Here is a 22,276-nt window from a genome sequence, read left to right on the forward strand (position 1 = left end):
GGCCGGTCCCCCGTGTTGAGAACGGAGACTTGGTGAGAACGGATCTGTCCGGATACAACGGATCGATCATGTTGTCTCGCCGATATAGATTGCATCCTAATAGATTGTATGCGAACGATTAGCAATGGAAAATGAACGGTCCAGAAGCCGCGAAACGATCGGCCAGATCATAACCAACGTGGCGCGCCTCTGGCGCCGCACCGCCAACGAGCGGCTGGATCGCTGCGGCCTGTCCCACGCCATGGCCATGCCCCTTCTGGCGCTGTGGCAATTGGGCGGCGAAGCTCGCCAGGGCGCCGTTGCCGAACAGGCCGGTCTCGAAGGTCCTTCGCTGGTCCGTCTTATCGACCTTCTGGTGGCGGAAGGCCTTGTCGCGAGACGGGAGGATCCAAGCGACCGCCGGGCCAAGATCGTGTCGCTGACGAAGGAAGGCGAGGCGCGGATGAAAACCATCAACGCGGTGCTTGCCCAGCTCCGGCACGAGTTGGTCTCGCTGATCGGCGATGAAGAGCTCGAGACCGCCTCCGCCGTGTTGCGCCGGATCCAGACGGAGCTCGCCAACAAGCTCGGCGAGGGCTGAGCGGCGGCCCGCGGGCGCCGGAGCTGTTCGCCAGAGACGTCGGAACGGCAGCTCGCAGGCCACAGCTATCGATCGCCCGCCGAGCGATCCGCATGCCCCAGCGGGGTGAGGTCCTTAGATCGACCCGCTCGCCTCATGCGCCGCGATCGCGCTCACGAAGATCTCCCCGAACTCCTTGAGCTTGGCGGCGCCCACGCCATTCACCTCGGCGAAGTCGTCGAGGTCGTGCGGGCGGCGCTCGGCCATGTCGATCAGGGTGCGGTCGGAGAACACCACATAGGCCGGCACCTGGCGTTCCTTGGCGAGCCGCAGCCGCAACGTCTTGAGCGCGGCCAGCAAGGAAGTGTCCACGCCCTCGCCGCCCGTGGCGGAACCCTGCGCGGCACGCTTCCTGCCACGCGCAAGACGGTCCCGGCCCTCGACACGATATTCGAACGCAACCTCGCCACGGCCGAGCGAGCGGCCGCTTTCGGAGATGGCGAGACCGCCATGGCCATCGGGATCCGGCACCAGGAAGCCGCCGGCGACGAGTTGCCGGATGAGCGACAGCCAGACCGGCTTCCGGTGCATGATGCCGGTCTTGAAGCTGGCGAGCTGCTGATGGCCTCTGGCCAGCACCTTTTCGGTCTCATGGCCGAGCAGGATGTCGATGACATGGGCGGCGCCGAAGCGCTCGCCGCTCTGCGCGACCGCCGCGACGATGATCCGCGCCTCGGCGCCGCCATCGGCGCGCGGCGCCTGGTCGAGACAGTTGTCGCAATTGCCGCAGGCTTGCGCCTCCTCACCGAAATAGCCGAGCAGCACCTGGCGCCGGCACCGCGCCGTCTCGCAATAGCCGATCAGCGTGTCGAGCCGGCGATGCGCCCGTCTTTTGTGCTCGGGCGAGGTATCCTCGTCGTCGATGAACATCCGCCGCGTGCGGATGTCGCCGGCACCGTAGAGCATGTGGGCTTCCGCCGGCCGGCCGTCGCGTCCGGCACGGCCGATCTCCTGGTAATACGCCTCCAGGCTGCCGGGCAGGTCGGTGTGGAAGACATAGGCGACATCGGGCTTGTCGATGCCCATGCCGAAAGCGATGGTCGCCACCATGACGACGCCCGACAGGCTCATGAAGGTGTTCTGGTTCGCTTCCCGCGCGTCCTTGCTCATGCCGGCATGGTAGGCGAGCGCGCGCACGCCGTTCTTGTCCAGGAAGGCCGCCATTTCCTCCGTCTTGCGGCGCGATAGGCAATAGATGATGCCGCTCTTGCCCTGGTGGCGCTCGATGAAGCGGAGCAGCTGGCGCTTGCTGTCCTGCTTGGGCTCTATCGCCAGCTTGATGTTGGGCCGGTCGAAGCCCAGCACCAGGGTCTCGGCGCGCCCGGCAAACAGCCGCGCTTCGATATCGGCTCGGGTAGCCTCGTCCGCCGTCGCCGTGAGCGCGATGATGGGCACCTGCGGAAACACGCCGCGCAACTTCGACAGATCCTCATATTCGCGCCGGAAGGCCGGTCCCCACTGCGAAATGCAATGCGCCTCGTCGATGGCGATCAAACCGACATCGAGCCGGGACAGGGCTTCGAGCATCCGCTCCGTCATCAGCCGCTCCGGCGCCATGTAGAGCAGCCGCGTCTGCCCGGACGCCACGCGGCGCCAGGCAGCGACATTGGCGTCACGGTCGAGCGAGGAATTGATCGTGTCGGCGGCCACGCCGGCGAGGCGCAAGGCGGCGACCTGGTCCTGCATCAGCGCCACCAGCGGCGACACCACGATGGTGAGCCCGCCCTTGACCAGCGCCGGAACCTGATAGCAGAGCGACTTGCCGGCGCCCGTCGGCATGACCGCCAGCACATGGCGCCCGGCCAGCAACGCCTCGATCACGCTCGCCTGCCCGGGGCGAAAATCGTCGAAGCCGAACACATCCTTCAGGACGCGCCGCTTATGGTCCTCGGCCCGCAGGCCCGCTGCCTGTACCGGCATCACCGCGCCGTTCCCGCGTTCAAGGCGTCGGCCGGCACGTCATAGCCGAATTCGCGGCAGAAGCTTTCCACGCGGGCGAGGAACGCCGCCGGCAGGCCATGCAGATAGGTCCGGAATTCTTCATTGCGCTCCCATTTTTTCAGCGACGTCGCCCGTATCGGATTGTCCGCATCCCGGCTGTACAGGGTGACCGGTGAAAGACCGAACGACCGAGCGATCCTGCCCTGGACGATATCGGGTTCAGCAACCAAGTCCTCATAGCGCAGATGGAAAACGGCTCTTTCGGGCTGAGCCTTTCTAAGGCGCATCAATCCGTCATACTCCGCCTCCCAGCGCTCGGTCGTTACATGAAAGCGCCGCTCGTTCACAGTCTCCGGATGAGAGCTGGTGAGCACGTCGAAAGGATGCCGCACGCAATAGATCAACCCGACCGAGTCCGGTAGATGCTCGATGTCCTTATGGCTCTCATAGGTGCGTTTGACGACCAGATTGAATTCGGGGCGATCCAGTTCGAGCAGCGTCCGGTAAGGCGCTTCGTCCGCATGGACATAGATATCGTCGAAGCACCCCATCAAGCGACGGCCGAGCGTGGTTCCGCTGCGGGCGCAGCCGGCAATGAAGATTCTTTTGCGAGACGTCATTGCCGAGGGCAGCCAGGGCGCGGCCTTGCGCAAGCGCCAGAACAGTCGTCTTGCGCCACGCCGCAGAGTGGTCGCCGGCGTCCGGACTGCTTTGGCAGGGACGTCCCTCGAAATGATCTCGGCCAAGGCGATGCCGCTCTCTCCGGCGACGGCGTAGAGCAGCCAGCTTCGCCCGTCCTCCTCGAAAATGGCGGGATCGCGCAACGCGTTCTCCTTGCCCTTGGCCGGGCCTTCCCGGCTGCGACGGACCGGCAAGCCCGCCCCTTCGAAATCCGTCCGCGGCCGCAGCAGTTCGGTCTCGCCCCGCACCGTCCAGTTTCGCCAGTCCTCGACGAGATCGATCGTGCCGTGAAGGATCCGTTCCGGCGCGTCGCCCCTGCGCGTGTAATAGACCCGCAGCCAGCGACCGGATTTCTGCAGCGCCAGATGCCGTGGGACGGGGAGACGCTTCATGCCGTGAAGAACGGCCGGGCCCCGTTCGAAATCGGAGATGCCGGTCCTGGAGCGGAAGACGGTGACGGCCCCTGTCCCTAGAAGACCGTACCACCATTGGCCGTGGTGGAAGAACCGGGCATAGGAAGGCCCGATCGGCTCGGAAAGCGGATCGAAATGAAGGCCGTCACCGGATGTCGCGGCAAAGGTCATCTGGCCTTCCCTGTCTTTTGCCGGTCCATGAAAATACATGATGAAGCGACGCTGGCGCCGATCGACGTGAACGTCGGGAGACGCGATGTGGCCTTCGATGAAGGGGCATTGATCGAGCGACAGCACCCCGCCGGGATGGATGCGCCACGGACCCTCGATCGAATCCGCGTGAGCGAGGCGGATATAGGAGCCATTGTGGTCGGCGAAATAGAGATAATAGGCGCCGAGCCGCCCGGGCGCCCAGTCGGGCATGCCAATCAGCGACGGTCCGTTGATGTTGATGCCATCGCCGCCGGGCAACATGTCCGGCGTCACGATGAGCCCATGCCGCCTTGCGGTGAGAACGGGTTGCGCGATCATGCGGCGGGCTGCTTCCGGTCGCCGGTTCCGTTCCGACGACCAGCCAGCCTGTTGTGGAGCCTGCACGTTCCAGCCCGGTTTCGCTGGGTGTCACGTGTCGCTTGCTCTTCCAAGCCAGCCCCCTTCAAGGATTGATCCTGCCGCCGCCGCGCGCGGCAGGCGCCTTGGCGATGGCCGTCCGGCATCGTTCGGTCTTGTCGTTTCGATACAACGGCGAGCGTTGAAACGGAAGCCAATGCCTGGGCCTGCGCCGCAATCCGGCAGTGCTGAAATGGCAGGGCAAAGCGGTCGGCGGCATCTATTGCGCGCTCGGCATACGCCTGGCGCTGCAGCAGCGCTGAAATGCTTCACCCGGTAGAGCCGGTCCAGGCAGGCATGTCGTAGCCGAATTCGCGACAGAAGGCCTGCATGGGTCCAAGGACGGCCTGTGACAGCTGGCCTTGAAGATAGGCGCGATAGTCTTCGTTGCGCTCCCACTTGCGCAGCGAGCGTGCGTGGATAGGGCCCTGCCCGTCCGCGGTCACCGGCACTCTCGGGCGGAGCCCGAACCGATCTGCGATCCGTTGTTGCACGGCGTCCGGGTCGGCGATCGTGTCTTCGTAGCGCACGTAGAGAATATCGCGCGCCGGCTGCGCCTTTCTCAGGCTCAGCAGCGCATCGTATTCCAGCACCCAGCGGTCCGCCGTGGTGTGAAATCGACGTTCCCCCATGGTCTGCGGATGCACGCTGGTGAGCACATCCAACGGATGTCGAACGCAATAGACAAGACCGATGTCGGCGGCCAATTTTGCAAGGTGGACGAAGGCCCGGGAATCGCGCTTGACGACCAGATTGTTTTCCCGGCGGTCCAGCAGATAGAACTTCGTGTGCCGCGCCTCGGGCGGCCAGACGAAAGTATCCTCGAAGCTTTTCATGACGCGTTGCGTCAGGGTCGTTCCGCTGCGCGCGCACCCGGCTATGAATATCTTGTTGGCCCGCGCGGCTCGCGCATTCGGCCTCGACCGCCAGCGAATTTTGACGGCCGTCACCAGGCGATCAAGCTCCCTGCTTGACCGGGCCATCAGAAAACCGAAGGCCGCCCCGAGTTTTGGCATATCCACCCCCATCGCGTGGAACGACTTGCCCCAGCCGCCCTCGGTTTATTGGCCGAAATAGCCTTGTTCGAAGCCGGAACCCCCCGGGCCATGTCGAGACTGACATCGCCAACCCGGTCCCCGCCGGCGGGATGACAAGTCAAGGCTTTCCTTATACAAGAAACCAGGCATCCTCTTGCAGGATTTCAGCCGGGGGTGCTGATTTTTCTTGCAAGAATTCTTGCGATCCAGCTTCTGCGGCATCACACATCAATGGAATTCGCCGTCACGATGGATTCGTCCGCGCCCGTGCTGATCTTTTATGCCCGCAACGACGCGCTTGGCGACGGCCTGCTGCGGATTCCGGCCCTGCGTGCGGCAAGAACGGCCTTTCCCCAAAGCCATATCGTCTACGGCGCCATGCGCGGTTCATCGCTCTCGCAGGTGTTGCGCAAGCATGTCGCGCATCTCGTCGATGACTTCAGGACGAAGACGCCGCTTTCCGCCATCCTCGCCGAATTCGCGCCGCGCGGCCGCAAGGCCATCGTCGTCGATCTGCGGACCGGCGTGCCGGGCCTGATGCTCACGGCTCTGCAACTCGCGGGCCGGGGCATCCGCTATGAAGCGAATTTTGCTGGCCACCTTCTGTCGCTGCGCTGGGACACGCGATTGACGCTGCGGCCGGAACACAATGCCTGGCGCTACCACCGGCTCATAGAGCGCCTGGCGGGCCGGCACCTGCCTTTCGATCACAGGCTCGATGTTCCAGACGCCGCCCGCGCGCGGGCGCGCCAGTTGCGGGACGGTTGCGGCCGTCCGCTCGTCCTGCTTGGCGGCAATGCCCAGGGCAGGAAGTGCATGAGCGAAGATCAAGTGGTGGCTGTCGCCGGCAATCTCATCGGTGCCGGCTACCGGGTGCTGTATCTGGCGACCCCCGGCAGCGGACCGACCCCGCAGGCTCTGGTCGCAAGGGAAAGCCGCCTCCAGGTGGCCGGCCCGGAACTCGCGCCGGACGTCGCAGGCTTCGACGATCTCCTGCTGGCGCTGGGCGAGATGGCGGTCGCCTATATCGGCATGGAGGGCGGGCTGGCGCATCTCATGGCCACCGTCATGACGCCGGCGGTGATCGTCAACAACGGCGCCAATATGGAGCGCTGGCGGCCGCTTTCGAATACCGTCGAGGTGGTCACGGCGCCCAGGCGAGGCCGTTCGGCCAATGTCGCCGACACGCCGGTCGAGGCCATACTCGATGCCGCGCATCGCCTGCTCGCGGCAGGCTGCCGCGACCACGTGGCGGCGGCACCAGTCACGGAAAGGCGTGAAACCGCTCCGGTGCAGTCCGGCGTTTCCGTGAATGCTGACACGCTTTAGAGCATGATCCCGAAAAGTGGGAACCGGTTTTCGGAGAAAGATCATGCTCCAACAAAGAGTTACATCGTGACGGCGATTCGAAACGCCATCACGATCTAGTTCAGGAAATCGGCCCGGCAGGGCGCGAAGCTGTCGACCAGCCGCCCGGCCTCCAGCGCCTTGACGCCATGCACGAGATCGGACGGAACGATGAAACTGCTCCCTGTTTCGAGGATCTCCGACCGGCCGTCGATGGTGACCTCGAAGCGGCCCTCGGCGACATAGCTTGCCTGCACATGCGGATGCGAATGCAGTGCGCCGATGCCGCCCTTGTCGAAGGCGAACTCGACCATCATCAATTCATCGGTGTGCACCAGCACCCGCCGTCGGTTGCCGTCCAGCGTCGGCTCCCAGGCTTTTTCGCCCACATGGGAAAAGATATCGGTCATCGCTCAACGTCCGTTCGAAAGGGGCAGGAGACAGTCACCGCGCCAGCCAGCCGCCGTCGACCGGCATGACCGCGCCATGCATATAGTCCGACGCCCGCGCCAGCAGGAACACGGCTGCATCGCCTATGTCCTCGGGCTGGCCCCACCGTCCGGCCGGGATGCGCCCGAGGATGGCGGCGCTGCGGTCGGGATCGGCGCGCAAGGCTTCGGTGTTGTTGGTCTCGACATAGCCCGGCGCGATACCGTTGACGTTGATGCCTTTCGCCGCCCATTCGCAGGCGAGCAGCTTTGTGAGGCCGAGCACGCCATGCTTCGAGGCCGTGTAGGAGGCAACGCGGACGCCGCCCTGGAAGCTCAGCACCGAGCCTATGTTGACGATCTTGCCGCGCCGTCCCGTATCCGCAAGCACGCGCCTCGCGAAACCCTGGCAGAGGCGGAAGACCGTCTTCAAATTGACGTCCATCACCTCGTCCCAGTCGACTTCGCTGAGGTCGACCGCATCGGCGCGCCGGATGATGCCGGCATTGTTGACGAGGCCGTCGAGCGGGCCGCTCTCGTCCCAGACCCGGTCGAGCATCGCGGCTGCCTCGGCGGGATCGCCGAGGTCGACTTTCACCGCTTCGAAGCTGCCCCCCGCCGCCGCGACCTTCCCGACCGTCTCGTCCATCGCCGAGCGGCCTGCGCCGACGACCATGCCGCCGGCGCGCGCGACCGACACGGCGATGCCTTGCCCGATGCCGGTGTTGGCGCCGGTGACCAGGATGCGCTTGCCCGTGAGGCTGAAGGCGGAAAGATCGCTCACCGCAATTGATCCATCGCCACCTGGTCGACGTCGGTATAGTCGACGTTGTCGCCGGCCATCGCCCAGATGAAGGCGTAGTTGGATGTGCCGGCGCCCGAATGGATCGACCAGCCCGGCGACAGCACCGCCTCCTCGCTGCGCATGACGATGTGGCGCGTCTCGTCCGGTTCGCCCATGAAATGGAAGACGCGCTGCCCTTCCGGCAGATCGAAATAGAGATAGGCTTCCATGCGCCGGTCATGCACATGGCAAGGCATGGTGTTCCACACCGATCCGGGCGCCAGTTGCGTCATGCCGACGACGAGCTGGCAGGTCTTGACGCCGTCGGCGTGGATGAACTGGAAGATCGAGCGTTCGTTGCTGGTCGCCTGGCTGCCGAGGTCGAGCCGCCTGGCGTCGCCGACGCGGATCAACCGGCTGGGATAGGTCCGGTGCGCCGGCGCGCTCAGCAGGTAAAATTTTGCCGGCTTGTCGGGCTCCGCCGAGGCGAACGACACCTGCTCAGTGCCCATGCCGAGATAGACCATGTCGCGCGCCGCCAATTCGTAAGGCAGGCCGTCGGCCATGACGGTGCCGGCGCCGCCGATGTTGACGGCGATCAGTTCGCGGCGGTCGAGGAAAGCCTTGGTTCCGGTCGGCTTGATCGCCTCGAGCGGCAGGATTTTGTCGACCGGCACGGCGCCGCCGACGATCATGCGGTCGTAATGTGTGTAGGTCAGGCTGACAAGGCCCGGCTGGAAAAGCCCCTCGACGTGGAAGTGGTGGCGCAGCTCGTCGGTCCCCATGGCCGCGGCGGCGATAGGATCGATGGCGAAGCGCGAGGAAAATTCGGTGTGTGTCTGGTCCATTTCTAGGCCTTGTCCGACGGTCACTCGGTCGATGCCGCTTTCAGCGAATTGGCATAATAGGCCTGTCTGGCCTGCAGCCGCTCGCGGTAGCGCTGCTGGCTGCGGGTCAGATGCGTGCGCATCGCCTCGCGCGCGGCCTCGGCATCGCCCGCCGAGATCGCATTGAGGATGACGAGGTGCTCGCGCTGCAGGCCGCGCTGGTACTCGTCCGACTGGACGAGCTCTGTCGACCAGGGCGAGGTCACGTCGCAGGGAATGGCGCGGCGTCCCAGCACCTCGAGCATCTCGACATAGAACGGGTTGTTGGTGGCGCTGGCGATCGTGCGGTGGAAGGCGAGGTCGGCCGGGCCGGTCGGCTGGCTGGCGAGCAGCAGCCGCTCGAACTCGAAGAAGGCCTCCTGGATCGCGGCCTCCTGGGCGGCGTTGCGGCGGATGGCGGCCAGGCCCGCCGATTCGATCTCGATCGCGAGGCGGACCTCGAGCACGTTGAGCGCGACCGAATCCTTGGCTCCCATGTCGGCGGCCAAAACGCCGAAGGTCGTCGAGATGTGCTCGCTGACGAAGACGCCGGCGCCTTGCCGCGCTTCGACCATGCCATCGGCGGCAAGCTTGGCCAGCGCCTCGCGGATGACCGTGCGGCTGACGCCGAAAGTCTCCGTCAGCTGGCCTTCGGTTGGCAGCTTCTGTCCGGGCGGAACCTCGCCTGCCAGGAGCTGCTTGCGGATCGCCGCGACCACTGTCTCCGACAGCTTCGGCTTGCGTTCGACCCTGAGGTCGGCAACTGTTTGGGACACGTGGTGCCCTCCTAATGGAACAGGCTCGGCAGCCACAATGAGATTTCCGGTATGTAGGTGACAAGCATCAGCACCGCGAAGGCCGCTCCATAGAACGGCCAGATCGAGCGCATTGCCGTCCAGACAGGAATGCGACCGATGGCGCAACTGACGAACAGCACCGCGCCGACCGGCGGCGTGCAAAGGCCGATGCCGAGATTGAGGATCAGGATGACGCCGAAATGCACGGGATCGACGCCATAGGCCATGACCACCGGCAGGAAGATCGGCGTCGTGATGATGATGAGCGGCGACATATCCATGAATGTGCCGAGGATGAGCAGGACGACATTGATCAGGAACAGTATGATTAGCTTGTTGTCGGACACGGACTGCAAGAACGCGACAAGCGCTGCCGGAACCCGGAGATAGGCCAGCAGCCAGCCGAAGGCCGCGGCGCAGCCGATAATCATCAGCACCATCGCTGTCGTGCGCACCGCCGCGGTGGTCGCGGTGACGAAATCGTTCCAGCTCATCGACCGGTAGATGATCAACGTCACCAGGAAAGCATAGACGATGGCGATGCACGAGCTTTCGGTGGCGGTGAAGATACCGGAGCGGACGCCGCCAAAGATGATGCCGATCAGGATCAGCCCGGGAATGGCGGCGACAAGCAACTGCAAGGCCCGGCCGAAACCGGCAAACGGTTCCGTCGGATAGCCGCGCCGGCTTGCCACCAGATAGGCGGTGACCATCAGTGACAAGGCCAGCAACAGCCCCGGCAGAACGCCAGCGGTGAACAGATCCGCGATCGAGATGCGGCCGCCGGCCGAGATCGAATAGATGATCATGTTGTGCGACGGCGGGATCAGCAGCGCAATGATGGCGCCGACTGAGGTGATGTTGACTGCATAGTCGACGCCGTAGCCGCGCGCCTTCATCTGCGGGATCATCAGCCCGCCGACGGCTGAAGCATCGGCCACCGCCGAACCGGAAATACCGCCGAACATGGTCGACGCGGCAATGTTGACTTGGCCCAGACCGCCGCGCAGGTGGCCGACCAGGGACCCGGCCAATGCCACCAGGCGGGCGGCGATGCCGCCGCGAACCATAAGGTCGCCGGCGAAGATGAAGAACGGGATGGCCATCAGCGAAAAGACGCTGACGCCGGAATTGAGCCGCTGGAACACCACGACGGGTGGCAGGCCGATCGTGAGGATCGTCGCGAAGCTGGCGACGCCGAGGCAGAACGCGATCGGCGTGCCGATAACCAGCAGGAAGACGAAAGTGCCGAAAAGCACGATCAGCGCCATGGTTCAAAGTTCCTCGCCGGCTGCGTAGATGTCGGCATCGACCGGCAGCCCGGCAAAGCGCCCTGCCAGCCGCTCGAGTGAAAACAGGCAGACCAGCCCGCCACCCAGGATGACCGGCAGGAAGCTGACGCCGCCGGGCAAGGCGAGCGATGGCATCACCGTGTTCCAGGTCAACCTGGCCAACTGCACGCCATAGACGATCATGCCCGCGCCGAAGGCCAGCACGACGAGATCGGAAATACTGCGCAGCACCGCCTTGGCCGAGGCAGGCAAGACATAGAGCAGCACGTCGAAGCCGAGATGCGTACGCTCGCGCACGCCGACGGCGGCGCCGAGAAAGATGAACCAGCCCATCAGCAGCACGGATGAGGATTCGGTCCAGCTCGGCGAGCGGTTCAGCACGTAGCGCGAGAAAACCTGCCAAAAGATGATGACGGTCATCAGCGTCAACCCGGTGCCGCTGACCCATAACGCCAACCGCGCAAGCCCGGAAAGGGTCCGTTCCACCCGCAGCCAGAACCCTTTCGGACCCGACTGGCTGGATGGCAGCGCGGAAACCTCCGTGCCACCGGGCCCGTTGCCCATCCCGGTCATTTCGTCGCCTGGATACGGGCGGCGAGGTCCTTGAGCTCGGGCGTCGACAGATATTTGTCGTAGACCGGCTTCATCGCGTCGATCAGCGGCTGCTTGTCGATCTCGCTGACCTTGACGCCGGCCTTCTCGACGATGTCGCGCGACTTCTTCTCCTGCGCGTCCCACAGCTCGCGCATCTTGACGACGCTGTCCTTGGCCGCCTGGCGCACGATCGCCTGGTCTTCCGGCGCGAGCTTGTCCCAGCTTGCCTTCGACATCACCAGCACCTCCGGCACGATCTGGTGCTGATCCAGCGTGTAGTGCTTGGCGACCTCGTAGTGCTTGGCGGATTCGAAGCTCGGCCAGTTGTTCTCGGCGCCGTCGATGACGCCGGTCTGCAGCGCCGAATAGACCTCGCCATAGGCCATCGGCGTGGCGTTGGCGCCAAGCGCGTTCACCATGTCGACAAAGACGTCCGACTGGATGACGCGGAACTTCATGCCCTTCATGTCTGCCATCGAGGCGATGTCCTTCTTGGTGTTGTAGAAGGAGCGCGCGCCGGAATCGTAGAAGGCGAGTCCGACAAGGTCATGCGCTTCGAAGGCCTTCAGGATCTCGTCGCCGATCGGCCCGTCCATGACGTGGCGCATATGCTCGACCGAGCGGAAGATGTAGGGCAACGACGGCACGGCGGTTTCCGGCACGATGCCGTTGAACGGCCCCATGGAGACGCGATCGAGGTCGATGACGCCGGCCTGGGTCTGCTCGATCGTGTCCTTTTCCTCGCCGAGCTGCGCCGAATGATAGACCTCGATCGAATAGCGCCCGTTGGTGCGCTGCTTGATCAGCTCGCCCATATATTTGACCGCCTCGACTGTCGGATAGCCGTCCGGATGGGTGTCCGAAGAGCGCAGGACGGTTTCGGCCCGCGCGGCGCCGATCATCAAGGACCCGATGGCGAACGTCGCCGCCAGCAATCTCGAAATACGCAACATGTTCTTCCTCCCTTCAAAAATCACGGATGCCCTGGCTCAGAGCCGGTACGCCTTCTTGGCGAGCGAGTAGGCAAGCTCCCGCGCCAGCTCATGCGCCTCCTCCTCCCGGAGGCGATGCTCTGCGACCAGCCGCGCCAGAAAGGCGCAGTCGACACGCCGCGCGACGTCGTGGCGCGCCGGGATCGACGGAAAGGCGCGCGTGTCGTCGTTGAAGCCGACAGTGTTGTAGAAGCCGGCCGTCTCGGTGGTCATCTCGCGGAAGCGGCGCATGCCTTCCGGGCTGTCGTGGAACCACCAGGCCGGCCCGAGCTTGAGCGCCGGATAGACGCCGGCGAGCGGCGCAAGCTCGCGCGCATAGCTCGTCTCGTCGAGCGTGAACAGGATGATTGTGAGGTCGCGCTCCAGCCCGACGCAGTCGAGCAGCGGCTTCAGCGCCGTCACATAGTCGGTCCGGGTCGGGATATCGAAGCCCTTGTCGCGGCCGAACCTCTGGAAGACAGAAGGCGAATGATTGCGCCATGATCCAGGATGGATCTGCATCACCAGGGCGTCGTCGCGGCTCATCTTGGCCATCTCGGTCAGCATCTGGGCTCGGAACAGTTTTCGCTCGCGCTCATCCTCGGAGCCGCTCCGGATGCGGTTGAACAGATCTTCGGCCGCCGCGTCGGAAAGATTGGCGGTCTCGGCCGTCGGATGGCCGTGATCGGATGAGGTCGCGCCGAATTCCTTGAAATAGGCGCGGCGCTTTCGATGCGCATCGAGATAGCCGGACCACCTTCCGGTGTTGCATCCGGTGATCTCGCCGAGGCGATCGAGATTGGAAGCAAACCCTTCGAAATCGGGATCGACCACGGCGTCCGGCCGGTAGGCGGTGACGACACGGCCGTTCCAGCCGCTGTCGCGGATCGTCCGGTGCCATTTGAGATCGTCGAGCGCGCCTTCGGTCGTCGCGATCACCTCGATGTTGAAGCGCTCGAACAGCGCGCGCGGCCGATAGTCGTCGCGTTGCAGCAGCGTGGCTATCGTATCGTAGATGCGGTCGGCGCTGGTCGCGGTGAGCGGCTCCTCGATGCCGAACAGATGTTCGAACACATGGTCGAGCCAGAGCCGTGTCGGCGTGCCGCGGAAGAGATAATAATGCTCGGCGAAGCGCCGCCAGATCGCCCGGCCGTCGGTCTCGACCGGCGAACCGTCGTGCGCCGGCACGCCGAGCTCCTCCAGCTGCACGCCTTGGCTGAACAGCATGCGGAAAATGTAGTGGTCCGGCACGATCAAGAGCTGCGCCGGATCGGGAAACGGTTCGTTGAGCGCGTACCAGCGCGGGTCGGTGTGGCCGTGCGGACTGACGATCGGCAGGTCCTTCACACCCGCGTAAAGGTCGCGCGCCAATGATCGCGTTTCCGGCGCGAACAGCAGGTCCGGATCGGTCAATGCGGCCACGCGGCTCCTCCCAGGGCTTCGCTATTGGTAGATCAGCGAGAGATAATGTCAACATACAAATATTATACAGTTGTATGATGACTTTCGGCAGGAACGCGGCCATTGTGTATGGTGACAGCGGGTGTTACGTCGCTGCCGTCGTTTTCCGATCGGAGACTGGCTTCCATGAGCGGCCGCCTGTCCAACGCTACCTTAGCGGAGCTGCCGGCCGAAGTTCTGGTGCCTCGCTACGACCGCAAGTCCGTCGCGCCCGGCATCGTCCATCTTGGCGTCGGCGCCTTTCACCGTGCCCACCAGGCCGCCTATGTCGATGCCTGCCTGGCGGACGGCGAGAGCGATTGGGGCATCGTCGGGGTCTCGCTGCGCAGTCCCGACACACGCGATGCGCTCAAGCCGCAGGACGGGCTCTACACGCTGGCAATCAGGGACAGCGCCGGCGAACGGCTGCAGGTCATCGGCTCGATCCAGTCCTTGCTCGTCGCTCCGGAGGATCCTGGCGCGGTGCTCGCCGCGCTCACCGACCCACGCACCCGCATCGTCACGCTTACCATCACCGAAAAGGCCTATCTCAGGGCAGCCGACGGCAGCCTGGATGAAGCCCACCCCGACATCGTCCACGATCTGGCGAACCCCGGATCGCCGAAGACGGCGCATGGTTTTCTCGCCGAGTCGCTCGCGCGCAGGCGCGCCGCCGGCATACCCCCCTTCACCGTGCTCTGCTGCGACAACCTGCCGGCCAACGGTGCCACGCTGCACCGGCTGTTGATCGAGTTCGCCAAATTGCGCGACGCCCAAACAGGCTCGGGCGACCAGCCGTTAGCGGGCCATGTGGCCGACGAAGTGGCCTTCCCGTCTTCTATGGTCGATCGCATCGTGCCGGCGACGACGGATACCGATCGCGCCCGCATCGCCGGCGAACTCGGCCTCGATGACGCGTGGCCGGTGATGACCGAGCCGTTCCGCCAATGGGTGATCGAGGACAACTTTCCGGCCGGGCGGCCGGCCTGGGAGAAGTTCGGCGTCACCATGGTCGAGGATGTCGGCCCGTTCGAGGACATGAAGCTGCGGCTGCTCAACGGCGCGCATTCGGGCATCGCCTATCTCGGCCTGCTCAGCGGCCACGCCACCGTCGATCGCGCCTTTGCCGATCCGTCGATCCGGCAATTCGTCGATGCGCTATGGCGGGAGGCCATCCCAACGCTTCCGCAGGATGCCGGGCTCGACACAAGCGCCTACACGGCCGAGCTTGCCGCGCGCTTTTCCAACACCGCGCTTGCTCACCGCACCGCGCAGATCGCCAATGACGGCAGCCAGAAGCTGCCGCAACGCATCGTCGCCTCCGCCCTCGCCCGGCTGGAAGCGGGTCTGCTGCCGGAACATTTGTCGCTGGTTGTCGCCGCCTGGATCGCCGCCTGCGCCGCGCGCGGCAAGACATTGCCGGAAAGCCATTTCACCGATCCGCTCGATGCCGCCCTCGGCGACCTGTTCGGCCGCAATCCGCCGACGGCGGAGATGACGGCGGCGGTGTTCGATCTCGCCGGCTTTGCCAAGGGTCACTCGGAACGGCAGAAATTGATCGAATTTGTCGCCACGCATCTGGTCCATTTCAAGCAGGGCGGTCCGAAGCTGGCTCTCGCCGCGCTCGGCATCGGCAACTCGAATGGAACGGCCGGATAGCGTTTGTGCCCGGTATTGGCTGGACGGTGAACCGGGACGGTTTCACTTGTTTGCCGGCTTAACCGTTCATCACCGGCAGCGCGGGCATAGTCGACTCCGGTCGCATTCGGGACTGTTTCGCAAACGAAAAAACGGGCAAACAAAAAGCGGGGCAAGCCCCGCTTTCTCAAACGCCTATCGGCAGCCGAATTCAGGCCGGCAGCAGCGCGCCTTCCAGCGTGGTGAGCTGGCTGAGGAACTGCTCGGCCTTGCTGCGGCTCTCGTCGTCCTTGGCGTCGGCGGCGTCTTCCTTGGCCTCCTGGATGCGGCGAGCCAGATCGGCGCGATCGATGTCGTTCACATGCGTCGCCGATTCGGCAAGCAGCGTGCAGCCGGAAGGCAGGATGTCGGCGAAACCGCCGAACACGACGAAGCGCTCTTCCTTGCCGCCCGCGGTCTTTATCGTGACGACGCCAGGCTTGATCGTGGTCATGACCGGCGCATGCTGCGCCATCACGGTCATCTCGCCTTCGGCGCCCGGAATGACCACGGACTCCACCTGCTCGGAAACGAGCAGCCGCTCCGGCGAGACCAGTTCGAACTTGAAAGCTTCAGCCATGTAAAACTTAGCAGGTAGGGAATAGTGAGTAGTCAGTAGTGAAGGGAGGCAACCGCCCGGATCACACCGCTATTCTCTACTCGCTACTCACTACTCCCTATTCGCTTTCTTATGCCGCTTCAGCCGCGAGGCGCTGTGCCTTCTCGACCGCCTCATCGATGCCGCCGACCATGTAGAAGGCGGCTTCGGGCAGGTGATCGTAGTCGCCGGCGCAGAGGCCCTTGAAGCCCTTGATGGTGTCGGCGAGGTCGACCAGCTTGCCCGGCGAACCGGTGAACACTTCGGCGACGAAGAAGGGCTGCGACAGGAAGCGCTCGATCTTGCGGGCGCGTGCAACCGTCTGCTTGTCCTCTTCCGAAAGCTCGTCCATGCCCAGGATGGCGATGATGTCCTGCAGCGACTTGTAGCGCTGCAGGATAGACTGCACCTGGCGGGCGACCTGGTAGTGCTCCTCGCCGACGACCATCGGGTCGAGCATGCGCGAGGTGGAATCCAGCGGATCGACGGCCGGATAGATGCCCTTTTCCGAGATCGCGCGGTTCAGCACGGTGGTGGCGTCGAGGTGGGCGAACGATGTCGCCGGCGCCGGGTCGGTCAAGTCGTCGGCCGGAACGTAGATGGCCTGCACCGAGGTGATCGAGCCCTTGGTCGTCGTCGTGATGCGTTCCTGCAGCGCGCCCATGTCGGTGGCCAGCGTCGGCTGATAACCCACGGCGGAAGGAATACGGCCGAGCAACGCCGACACTTCCGAGCCAGCCTGGGTGAAGCGGAAGATGTTGTCGACGAAGAACAGCACATCCTGGCCCTGGTCGCGGAAATATTCGGCGACGGTGAGGCCGGTCAGGCCGACGCGGGCGCGCGCGCCCGGCGGTTCGTTCATCTGGCCGTAGACAAGTGCTGCCTTCGAGCCCTGGCCGCCGCCCTTCTTGTTGACGCCCGATTCGATGAACTCGTGATAGAGATCGTTGCCTTCGCGGGTGCGCTCGCCGACGCCGGCGAACACCGAGAAGCCGCCGTGGGCCTTGGCGACGTTGTTGATCAGTTCCTGGATCAGCACGGTCTTGCCGACGCCGGCGCCGCCGAACAGGCCGATCTTGCCGCCGCGGGCGTAAGGCGCCAAGAGGTCGAGGACCTTGATGCCGGTGACCAGGATCTGCGCTTCCGTCGACTGGTCGACATAGGCCGGAGCCGGCTGATGGATGGAGCGCAGTTCGACGCCGTCGACCGGGCCTTCCTCGTCGACCGGCTCGCCGATGACGTTGATGATGCGGCCGAGCATGCCCGGGCCGACCGGGACCGAGATCGGCGCGCCGGTGTCGAAGACGTCCTGGCCGCGGACCAGGCCTTCAGTCGAGTCCATGGCGATGCAGCGCACTGTGTTCTCGCCGAGATGCTGGGCGACCTCGAGCACCAGGCGGTTGCCGACATTGTCGGTTTCAAGCGCGTTCAGAATGGCCGGCAGGTGATCTTCGAACTGCACGTCGACGACGGCGCCGATGACCTGGCGGACCTTGCCGGCGGCGCCGACCCGCTTGGCCGCAAAGGCCGGCGCATTGGCGGTCGCTGCCGCCTTGGCGGGGGCTGCTGCCTTGGCCGGAGCGGCCGCCTTCTTGGCCGGAGCGGCCTTCGCCGCCGCTTTGGGGGCCTCTGCCGCCTTCGCGGCGGTCTTCGGGGTAGCTGCTTTCGCCATCGTCTTTGCCCTTTTCGTCTATCCGTTGTTCACGCCGTCCGCCGGGTGTCCCGCGCGGCGCGTGATTAGAGCGCCTCGGCGCCCGAAATGATCTCGATCAGTTCCTTGGTGATCTGCGCCTGCCGCTGGCGGTTGTAGGTGATCGACAGCCTGTTGATCATGTCGCCGGCGTTGCGCGTCGCATTGTCCATCGCGCTCATCTTGGCGCCCATCTCGCCGGCCGCGTTTTCCAAAAGCGCGCGGAAGATCTGCACGGCGATGTTGCGCGGGATGAGGTCGGAGAGGATCTCGCCCGGCTCCGGCTCGTATTCGTAGACAGCGGTGGCGCCGTTGCCCGTCTCGGCGGCGGACGCAGCCTGTGCCGCCGGGATGATCTGCTGCGCCGTCGGGATCTGGCTGATCACCGATTTGAACTGCGAATAGAACAGCGTGCAGATATCGAAGCCGCCCTCGTTGAAGAGGTGGATGACCTTGCGCGCGATCGCATCGGCATTGACGAAGCCGAGAGTCTTGACTTCGCGCAGGTCGACGCGTTCGAGGATCATCGAAGCGTAGTCGCGGCGCAGGATGTCATAGCCCTTTTTGCCGACGCAGATGATCTTCACCTGCTTGCCGTCGGCCAGCAGCCTGCGGATGTGATCGCGGGCGAGTCGCGCGATCTGCGAGTTGAAGCCGCCGCACAGGCCGCGCTCGGCCGTGCAGACGATGAGCAGATGCACATCGTCCCTGCCGGTGCCCGTCATCAGCGCCGGGGCATCGCCGCCGCCGCCGATCGCCTGGGTGATGTTGGCCAGAACCGCGCCCATGCGCTCGGAATAGGGACGCGCCGCTTCCGCCGCTTCCTGGGCGCGACGCAACTTCGCCGCGGCGACCATCTGCATCGCCTTGGTGATCTTCTGCGTCGCCTTGACCGAGGCGATACGGTTACGAAGGTCTTTTAATGAAGGCATGCTTCAAACCTGATCCCGTGCGTCCGGCTTGTTGTTAGGCGAAGGTCTTGGCGAAGGCGTCGATCTCGGCCTTGAGCTTGGCGCGCAAATCGTCCGACAGCGCCTTCTCCTTGCGGATGGCGTCGAGCACGTCCTTGCCGGCCGAGCGCATGTGGCTGAGCAGGCCATGTTCGAACTTGCCGACCTGGTTCAGCGGCAGCTTGTCGAGATAGCCGTTGACGCCGGCGAAGATCACCGCGACCTGTTCCTCGACCTTGAGCGGCGAGAACTGCGGCTGCTTGAGCAGTTCGGTCAGGCGCGAACCGCGATTGAGCAGACGCTGCGTTGCCGCGTCGAGGTCGGAGCCGAACTGCGCGAAGGCCGCCATTTCGCGATACTGCGCGAGCTCGCCCTTGATGGAGCCGGCGACCTGCTTCATCGCCTTGATCTGCGCCGAGGAGCCGACACGCGACACCGACAGGCCGACGTTCACCGCCGGGCGGATGCCCTGGAAGAACAGGTTGGTTTCGAGGAAGATCTGGCCGTCGGTGATCGAGATCACGTTGGTCGGGATGTAGGCCGACACGTCGTTGGCCTGCGTCTCGATGATCGGCAGCGCCGTCAGCGACCCGTTGCCGTTGTCGTCATTGAGCTTGGCGGCGCGCTCGAGCAGGCGCGAATGCAGGTAGAAGACGTCGCCCGGATAGGCTTCGCGGCCCGGCGGGCGGCGCAGCAGGAGCGACATCTGGCGGTAGGCGACGGCCTGCTTCGACAGATCGTCGTAGCTGATCAGCGCATGCATGCCGTTGTCCCGGAAATATTCGCCCATGGTGCAGGCGGTGAACGGTGCCAGGAACTGCATCGGCGCCGGGTCGGACGCGGTGGCGGCGACGATGATCGAATATTCGAGCGCGCCGCGCTCTTCCAGCACCTTGACGAACTGCGCGACGGTCGAGCGCTTCTGGCCGACGGCGACGTAGACGCAGTAGAGCTTTTCCTTCTCGGGGCCGTTGTCGTGCACCGACTTCTGGTTCAGCATCGTGTCGAGGATGATGGCGGTCTTGCCGGTCTGGCGGTCGCCGATGACCAGCTCGCGCTGGCCGCGGCCGACCGGGATCAGCGCGTCGATGGCCTTGAGGCCGGTCGACATCGGCTCATGCACCGACTTGCGCGGGATGATGCCGGGCGCCTTGACGTCGACACGCTTGCGTTCGGTTGCCTTGATCGGGCCCTTGCCGTCGATCGGATTGCCCAGCGCGTCGACGACGCGGCCGAGCAGGCCCATGCCGACAGGCGCGTCGACGATGGCGCCGGTGCGCTTGACGGTGTCGCCTTCCTTGATGTCGCGGTCGGCACCGAAGATGACGACGCCGACATTGTCGGCTTCGAGGTTCAGCGCCATGCCGCGGATGCCGCCCGGGAACTCGACCATCTCGCCGGCCTGGACGTTGTCGAGGCCGTAGACGCGGGCGATGCCGTCACCGACGGACAGAACCTGACCGACTTCGGAGACCTCGGCCTCCTTGCCGAAATTCTTGATCTGGTCTTTCAGAATTGCGGAAATTTCCGCGGCGCGGATGTCCATCAGCCGACCTCTTTCAGTGCAAGCTTGAGCGAATTGAGTTTGGTTTTGAGCGACGTATCGATCTGGCGCGAGCCCATCTTGACGATCAGCCCGCCGAGCAGCGACGGATCGACGGTCATGGCGATGGCCACGTCCTTGCCGGCGATGCCCTTCAGCGCCGCCTTGAGTTCATCCTGTTGCGCGGCCGTCAGCGCATGCGCCGAGGTGACCTCAGCGGACGTCTCGCCGCGATGGTCGGCGGCGATCCGGCGGAACGCCTTGATCATGCCGGGCACCGCGAACAGGCGGCGGTTCTTGGCCACGACGCGCAGGAAATTGCCGACCAGGCCGGTGATCTTGGCCTTGTCGGCGATGGCGGCAATAGCCTTTGCCTGGTCCTCGCTGGAGAACACCGGGCTGTTGATCAGCCTCGAGAGATCGTCGCTGTCGTTGAGCATTGCCTCGAAGCTGCCGAGGTCGGCCTCGACCTTGGCGACTGAATTGTCCTGCAGCGCGAGCTCGAATAGCGAGCCTGCATAGCGTTCGGCGACAGCTGAGATTGGCGATGACGATTGGGCCACGGACCGTCTTTTCTCTTGTCTGACAGGCCGCAGATTGTTGGCGCGAGCAAAAACTCTGGCTAAATCTTTGACCTTATTACAAATTTTCAAGCACGGAGATGCGGCTTCCGCTATCCCCTGCCGAAAGTCGATTGCCGTCTAGCACAGGCCTTTTAAGACCGCAATGCATCGTCCGGCATGGTTTTCAGGCACTTTTGTCGCATCAGGCGGCGAAGGCCAAGCTCAAGCGCCGAATTCATGGCACGAAGCCGAAGGCAAAGGCCAGCGGCAGCGCCGCCAATGCCAATTCAACCACGATCGAAACCCAGTTGAAAGGGGTGTTGGCGCTGTCCGACATCATCGACAAGAGCCTGCCGAAGGCGGTGAACAGCCAGGAGAAGCCCAGCGCCATGTAAAGCAGCGGCTGCGCCAGGAGGATGCAGCACAGGCTGACGCCGAGATAGAAGCCCGACATGCGGCCGCGTCCTTCGGCGATCGCCGCCGCTTTCTCCGGCCTTGGCTGCAGGCGCAGCGCGCGAAACGCAAGCCCCGGCGCCAGGAACAGGAACAGGCCGAGGGCCAGGGTCGCGACGGCGCTCGACCAGGCCAGCCATTCACCCTGGCTCGCGGGCCACGGAAACGCGAAGTCCATAAAATCCCCCTCGTATTTCTTGTTCTGAAACACCGGCATTCTAGCGAGGGAATGAAACCGCGCCAGAGGATGGCGGGCACATTAGGTACAGCGCATCAAGCGAGTGCGAAATCGACCGCGGCCTCGGCATGGATCCGCGTCGTGTCGAACACCGGAACGTCGAAATCGCCCTGGCCGATCAGCATGGTGATCTCGGTGCAGCCCATGATGACGCCGTCCACGTCGTTGGTGCGCCGCATCCGGCCGACTTCGTCGAGATAGGCGGATTTCGATTCGCCTTTGACGATGCCCTGGCAAAGCTCGTCATAGATCACCCGGTGCACCATGTCGCGGCCGGCCTGGTCCGGCACCACCGGCTGGAGGCCGTATTTGTCGGCAAGCCGACCCTTGTAGAAATCCTGCTCCATGGTGAAGCGCGTCGCGAGCAGCGCCGGCCGCTTCACGCCGGCATCGACGACGGCATGCGCCGTGGCGTCGGCGATATGGATAAGCGGGATCGATATGGCCGCCTGCACCGCGTCGGCGAGCTTGTGCATGGTGTTGGTGCAGATCACCAGGCCCTCGGCGCCGCCCGCCTCCAGCCTGCGCGCGGCTTCCACCAGAAGAGCGCCTGCGCCTTCCCAGTCGCCGGCATGCTGCCGTTCGGCGATCTCGGCGAAATCGAACGACCACAGGAGCAGCTTCGCCGAGTGCAGACCGCCCAGCCGCTCGCGCACGATCTCGTTGAGCAGGCGATAGTAAATGGCGGTCGATTCCCAGCTCATGCCGCCGATGAGGCCAAGGGTTTTCATGAGCCAGCACTCCG

General features: G+C 64.5%; 21 protein-coding genes and 1 pseudogene. 4 read left to right on the top strand and 18 right to left on the bottom strand.

Going from position 1 to position 22,276, the window contains the following annotated elements:
* The first annotated feature begins 124 nt into the window (after positions 1–124).
* Positions 125–580, top strand: a complete 456-nt coding sequence (locus tag FJW10_RS22800) for a MarR family transcriptional regulator (protein ID WP_140901728.1) — start codon at positions 125–127, stop codon at positions 578–580.
* Positions 581–694: 114 nt separating this feature from the next.
* Here the strand turns inward: FJW10_RS22800 and recQ are convergent, their stop codons facing one another.
* Together recQ and FJW10_RS30855 are read right to left on the bottom strand one after the other, a co-directional pair.
* Complete coding sequence (recQ, locus tag FJW10_RS22805; RefSeq protein WP_140901729.1) at positions 695–2,539, bottom strand: DNA helicase RecQ; 1,845 nt, start codon at positions 2,537–2,539, stop codon at positions 695–697.
* The gene (locus FJW10_RS30855) at positions 2,539–4,185 is read right to left on the bottom strand and encodes a sulfotransferase (RefSeq protein WP_246674350.1); all 1,647 of its coding nucleotides are present in this window, start codon (positions 4,183–4,185) and stop codon (positions 2,539–2,541) included. Before FJW10_RS30855 ends, recQ begins: the two co-directional genes overlap by 1 nt.
* 239 nt (positions 4,186–4,424) lie before the next feature.
* Here FJW10_RS30855 and FJW10_RS30860 point away from each other — a divergent pair.
* Positions 4,425–4,526: pseudogene (locus FJW10_RS30860) on the top strand (LysE family translocator); the annotation flags it as partial.
* Between the two features lie 6 nt (positions 4,527–4,532).
* Here FJW10_RS30860 and FJW10_RS22820 read toward each other — a convergent pair.
* Positions 4,533–5,279, bottom strand: coding sequence for a sulfotransferase (locus FJW10_RS22820; protein ID WP_181177629.1), 747 nt, complete (start codon positions 5,277–5,279; stop codon positions 4,533–4,535).
* A gap of 252 nt (positions 5,280–5,531) precedes the next feature.
* Here FJW10_RS22820 and FJW10_RS22825 point away from each other — a divergent pair, with 252 nt between their 5' ends.
* The gene (locus tag FJW10_RS22825) at positions 5,532–6,629 is read left to right on the top strand and encodes a glycosyltransferase family 9 protein (RefSeq protein WP_140901731.1); all 1,098 of its coding nucleotides are present in this window, start codon (positions 5,532–5,534) and stop codon (positions 6,627–6,629) included.
* Positions 6,630–6,724: 95 nt separating this feature from the next.
* Here FJW10_RS22825 and FJW10_RS22830 read toward each other — a convergent pair whose 3' ends face one another.
* The 8 genes from FJW10_RS22830 to uxaC are packed head-to-tail and all read right to left on the bottom strand — an operon-like array spanning position 6,725 to position 13,801.
* On the bottom strand, positions 6,725–7,057 hold the full coding sequence (locus FJW10_RS22830; protein ID WP_140901732.1) for a cupin domain-containing protein: 333 nt from the start codon (positions 7,055–7,057) through the stop codon (positions 6,725–6,727).
* Positions 7,058–7,091: 34 nt separating this feature from the next.
* The gene (gene kduD, locus FJW10_RS22835; RefSeq protein WP_140901733.1) at positions 7,092–7,859 is read right to left on the bottom strand and encodes a 2-dehydro-3-deoxy-D-gluconate 5-dehydrogenase KduD; all 768 of its coding nucleotides are present in this window, start codon (positions 7,857–7,859) and stop codon (positions 7,092–7,094) included.
* Positions 7,856–8,707 (bottom strand): 5-dehydro-4-deoxy-D-glucuronate isomerase, encoded by an 852-nt coding sequence (gene kduI, locus FJW10_RS22840; protein WP_140901734.1) that lies wholly within the window; start codon positions 8,705–8,707, stop codon positions 7,856–7,858. Before kduI ends, kduD begins: the two co-directional genes overlap by 4 nt.
* Positions 8,708–8,727: 20 nt before the next feature.
* Positions 8,728–9,501, bottom strand: coding sequence for a FadR/GntR family transcriptional regulator (locus FJW10_RS22845; protein ID WP_140832786.1), 774 nt, complete (start codon positions 9,499–9,501; stop codon positions 8,728–8,730).
* Positions 9,502–9,512: 11 nt separating this feature from the next.
* Positions 9,513–10,793, bottom strand: coding sequence for a TRAP transporter large permease (locus FJW10_RS22850; RefSeq protein WP_140901735.1), 1,281 nt, complete (start codon positions 10,791–10,793; stop codon positions 9,513–9,515).
* 3 nt (positions 10,794–10,796) lie between these two features.
* A complete protein-coding gene (locus tag FJW10_RS22855; protein WP_140901795.1) occupies positions 10,797–11,378 on the bottom strand; it encodes a TRAP transporter small permease in 582 nt (193 codons plus the stop codon).
* A 5-nt stretch (positions 11,379–11,383) separates the two neighbouring features.
* Positions 11,384–12,361: a TRAP transporter substrate-binding protein gene (locus FJW10_RS22860; protein ID WP_140901736.1), complete on the bottom strand. Its 978-nt coding sequence runs from the start codon at positions 12,359–12,361 to the stop codon at positions 11,384–11,386.
* 36 nt (positions 12,362–12,397) lie between these two features.
* Positions 12,398–13,801, bottom strand: coding sequence for a glucuronate isomerase (gene uxaC / locus FJW10_RS22865; RefSeq protein ID WP_140901737.1), 1,404 nt, complete (start codon positions 13,799–13,801; stop codon positions 12,398–12,400).
* Positions 13,802–13,966: 165 nt separating this feature from the next.
* Between uxaC and FJW10_RS22870 the strand changes: the two genes are divergently transcribed.
* Complete coding sequence (locus FJW10_RS22870) at positions 13,967–15,478, top strand: mannitol dehydrogenase family protein (protein WP_181177630.1); 1,512 nt, start codon at positions 13,967–13,969, stop codon at positions 15,476–15,478.
* A 190-nt stretch (positions 15,479–15,668) separates the two neighbouring features.
* On the opposite strand, the gene FJW10_RS22875 is transcribed toward FJW10_RS22870, so the two are convergent.
* The 7 genes from FJW10_RS22875 to FJW10_RS22905 form a co-directional block, all read right to left on the bottom strand.
* Positions 15,669–16,076, bottom strand: coding sequence for a F0F1 ATP synthase subunit epsilon (locus FJW10_RS22875; protein ID WP_095769727.1), 408 nt, complete (start codon positions 16,074–16,076; stop codon positions 15,669–15,671).
* 109 nt (positions 16,077–16,185) lie between these two features.
* Positions 16,186–17,766, bottom strand: coding sequence for a F0F1 ATP synthase subunit beta (atpD, locus tag FJW10_RS22880; protein WP_140704407.1), 1,581 nt, complete (start codon positions 17,764–17,766; stop codon positions 16,186–16,188).
* 65 nt (positions 17,767–17,831) lie between these two features.
* Positions 17,832–18,716, bottom strand: a complete 885-nt coding sequence (locus tag FJW10_RS22885) for a F0F1 ATP synthase subunit gamma (protein WP_140901738.1) — start codon at positions 18,714–18,716, stop codon at positions 17,832–17,834.
* A 34-nt stretch (positions 18,717–18,750) separates the two neighbouring features.
* On the bottom strand, positions 18,751–20,280 hold the full coding sequence (gene atpA / locus FJW10_RS22890) for a F0F1 ATP synthase subunit alpha (RefSeq protein ID WP_140646477.1): 1,530 nt from the start codon (positions 20,278–20,280) through the stop codon (positions 18,751–18,753).
* Positions 20,280–20,840 carry a F0F1 ATP synthase subunit delta gene (locus tag FJW10_RS22895; RefSeq protein WP_140901739.1) on the bottom strand — a complete coding sequence of 187 codons (561 nt, stop codon included), beginning with the start codon at positions 20,838–20,840 and terminating at the stop codon, positions 20,280–20,282. Before FJW10_RS22895 ends, atpA begins: the two co-directional genes overlap by 1 nt.
* A 235-nt stretch (positions 20,841–21,075) precedes the next feature.
* Positions 21,076–21,471 carry a DUF4345 family protein gene (locus tag FJW10_RS22900; protein ID WP_140832775.1) on the bottom strand — a complete coding sequence of 132 codons (396 nt, stop codon included), beginning with the start codon at positions 21,469–21,471 and terminating at the stop codon, positions 21,076–21,078.
* A gap of 95 nt (positions 21,472–21,566) precedes the next feature.
* A complete protein-coding gene (locus FJW10_RS22905; RefSeq protein WP_140901740.1) occupies positions 21,567–22,262 on the bottom strand; it encodes an aspartate/glutamate racemase family protein in 696 nt (231 codons plus the stop codon).
* Positions 22,263–22,276 lie beyond the last annotated feature (14 nt).

Source organism: Mesorhizobium sp. B4-1-1, assembly GCF_006439375.1.
Lineage (GTDB): Bacteria > Pseudomonadota > Alphaproteobacteria > Rhizobiales > Rhizobiaceae > Mesorhizobium.

Coding starts and splice junctions, on each gene's coding strand:
- atpA (WP_140646477.1), bottom strand. CDS start 20,280: ATGGACATCCGCGCCGCGGAAATTTCCGCAATTCTGAAAGACCAGATC.
- FJW10_RS22830 (WP_140901732.1), bottom strand. CDS start 7,057: ATGACCGATATCTTTTCCCATGTGGGCGAAAAAGCCTGGGAGCCGACG.
- FJW10_RS22875 (WP_095769727.1), bottom strand. CDS start 16,076: ATGGCTGAAGCTTTCAAGTTCGAACTGGTCTCGCCGGAGCGGCTGCTC.
- FJW10_RS30855 (WP_246674350.1), bottom strand. CDS start 4,185: ATGATCGCGCAACCCGTTCTCACCGCAAGGCGGCATGGGCTCATCGTG.
- FJW10_RS22860 (WP_140901736.1), bottom strand. CDS start 12,361: ATGTTGCGTATTTCGAGATTGCTGGCGGCGACGTTCGCCATCGGGTCC.
- FJW10_RS22905 (WP_140901740.1), bottom strand. CDS start 22,262: ATGAAAACCCTTGGCCTCATCGGCGGCATGAGCTGGGAATCGACCGCC.
- FJW10_RS22900 (WP_140832775.1), bottom strand. CDS start 21,471: ATGGACTTCGCGTTTCCGTGGCCCGCGAGCCAGGGTGAATGGCTGGCC.
- FJW10_RS22855 (WP_140901795.1), bottom strand. CDS start 11,378: ATGGGCAACGGGCCCGGTGGCACGGAGGTTTCCGCGCTGCCATCCAGC.
- recQ (WP_140901729.1), bottom strand. CDS start 2,539: ATGCCGGTACAGGCAGCGGGCCTGCGGGCCGAGGACCATAAGCGGCGC.
- FJW10_RS22850 (WP_140901735.1), bottom strand. CDS start 10,793: ATGGCGCTGATCGTGCTTTTCGGCACTTTCGTCTTCCTGCTGGTTATC.
- kduI (WP_140901734.1), bottom strand. CDS start 8,707: ATGGACCAGACACACACCGAATTTTCCTCGCGCTTCGCCATCGATCCT.
- FJW10_RS22825 (WP_140901731.1), top strand. CDS start 5,532: ATGGAATTCGCCGTCACGATGGATTCGTCCGCGCCCGTGCTGATCTTT.
- FJW10_RS22820 (WP_181177629.1), bottom strand. CDS start 5,279: ATGCCAAAACTCGGGGCGGCCTTCGGTTTTCTGATGGCCCGGTCAAGC.
- atpD (WP_140704407.1), bottom strand. CDS start 17,766: ATGGCGAAAGCAGCTACCCCGAAGACCGCCGCGAAGGCGGCAGAGGCC.
- FJW10_RS22870 (WP_181177630.1), top strand. CDS start 13,967: ATGAGCGGCCGCCTGTCCAACGCTACCTTAGCGGAGCTGCCGGCCGAA.
- FJW10_RS22885 (WP_140901738.1), bottom strand. CDS start 18,716: ATGCCTTCATTAAAAGACCTTCGTAACCGTATCGCCTCGGTCAAGGCG.
- FJW10_RS22800 (WP_140901728.1), top strand. CDS start 125: ATGGAAAATGAACGGTCCAGAAGCCGCGAAACGATCGGCCAGATCATA.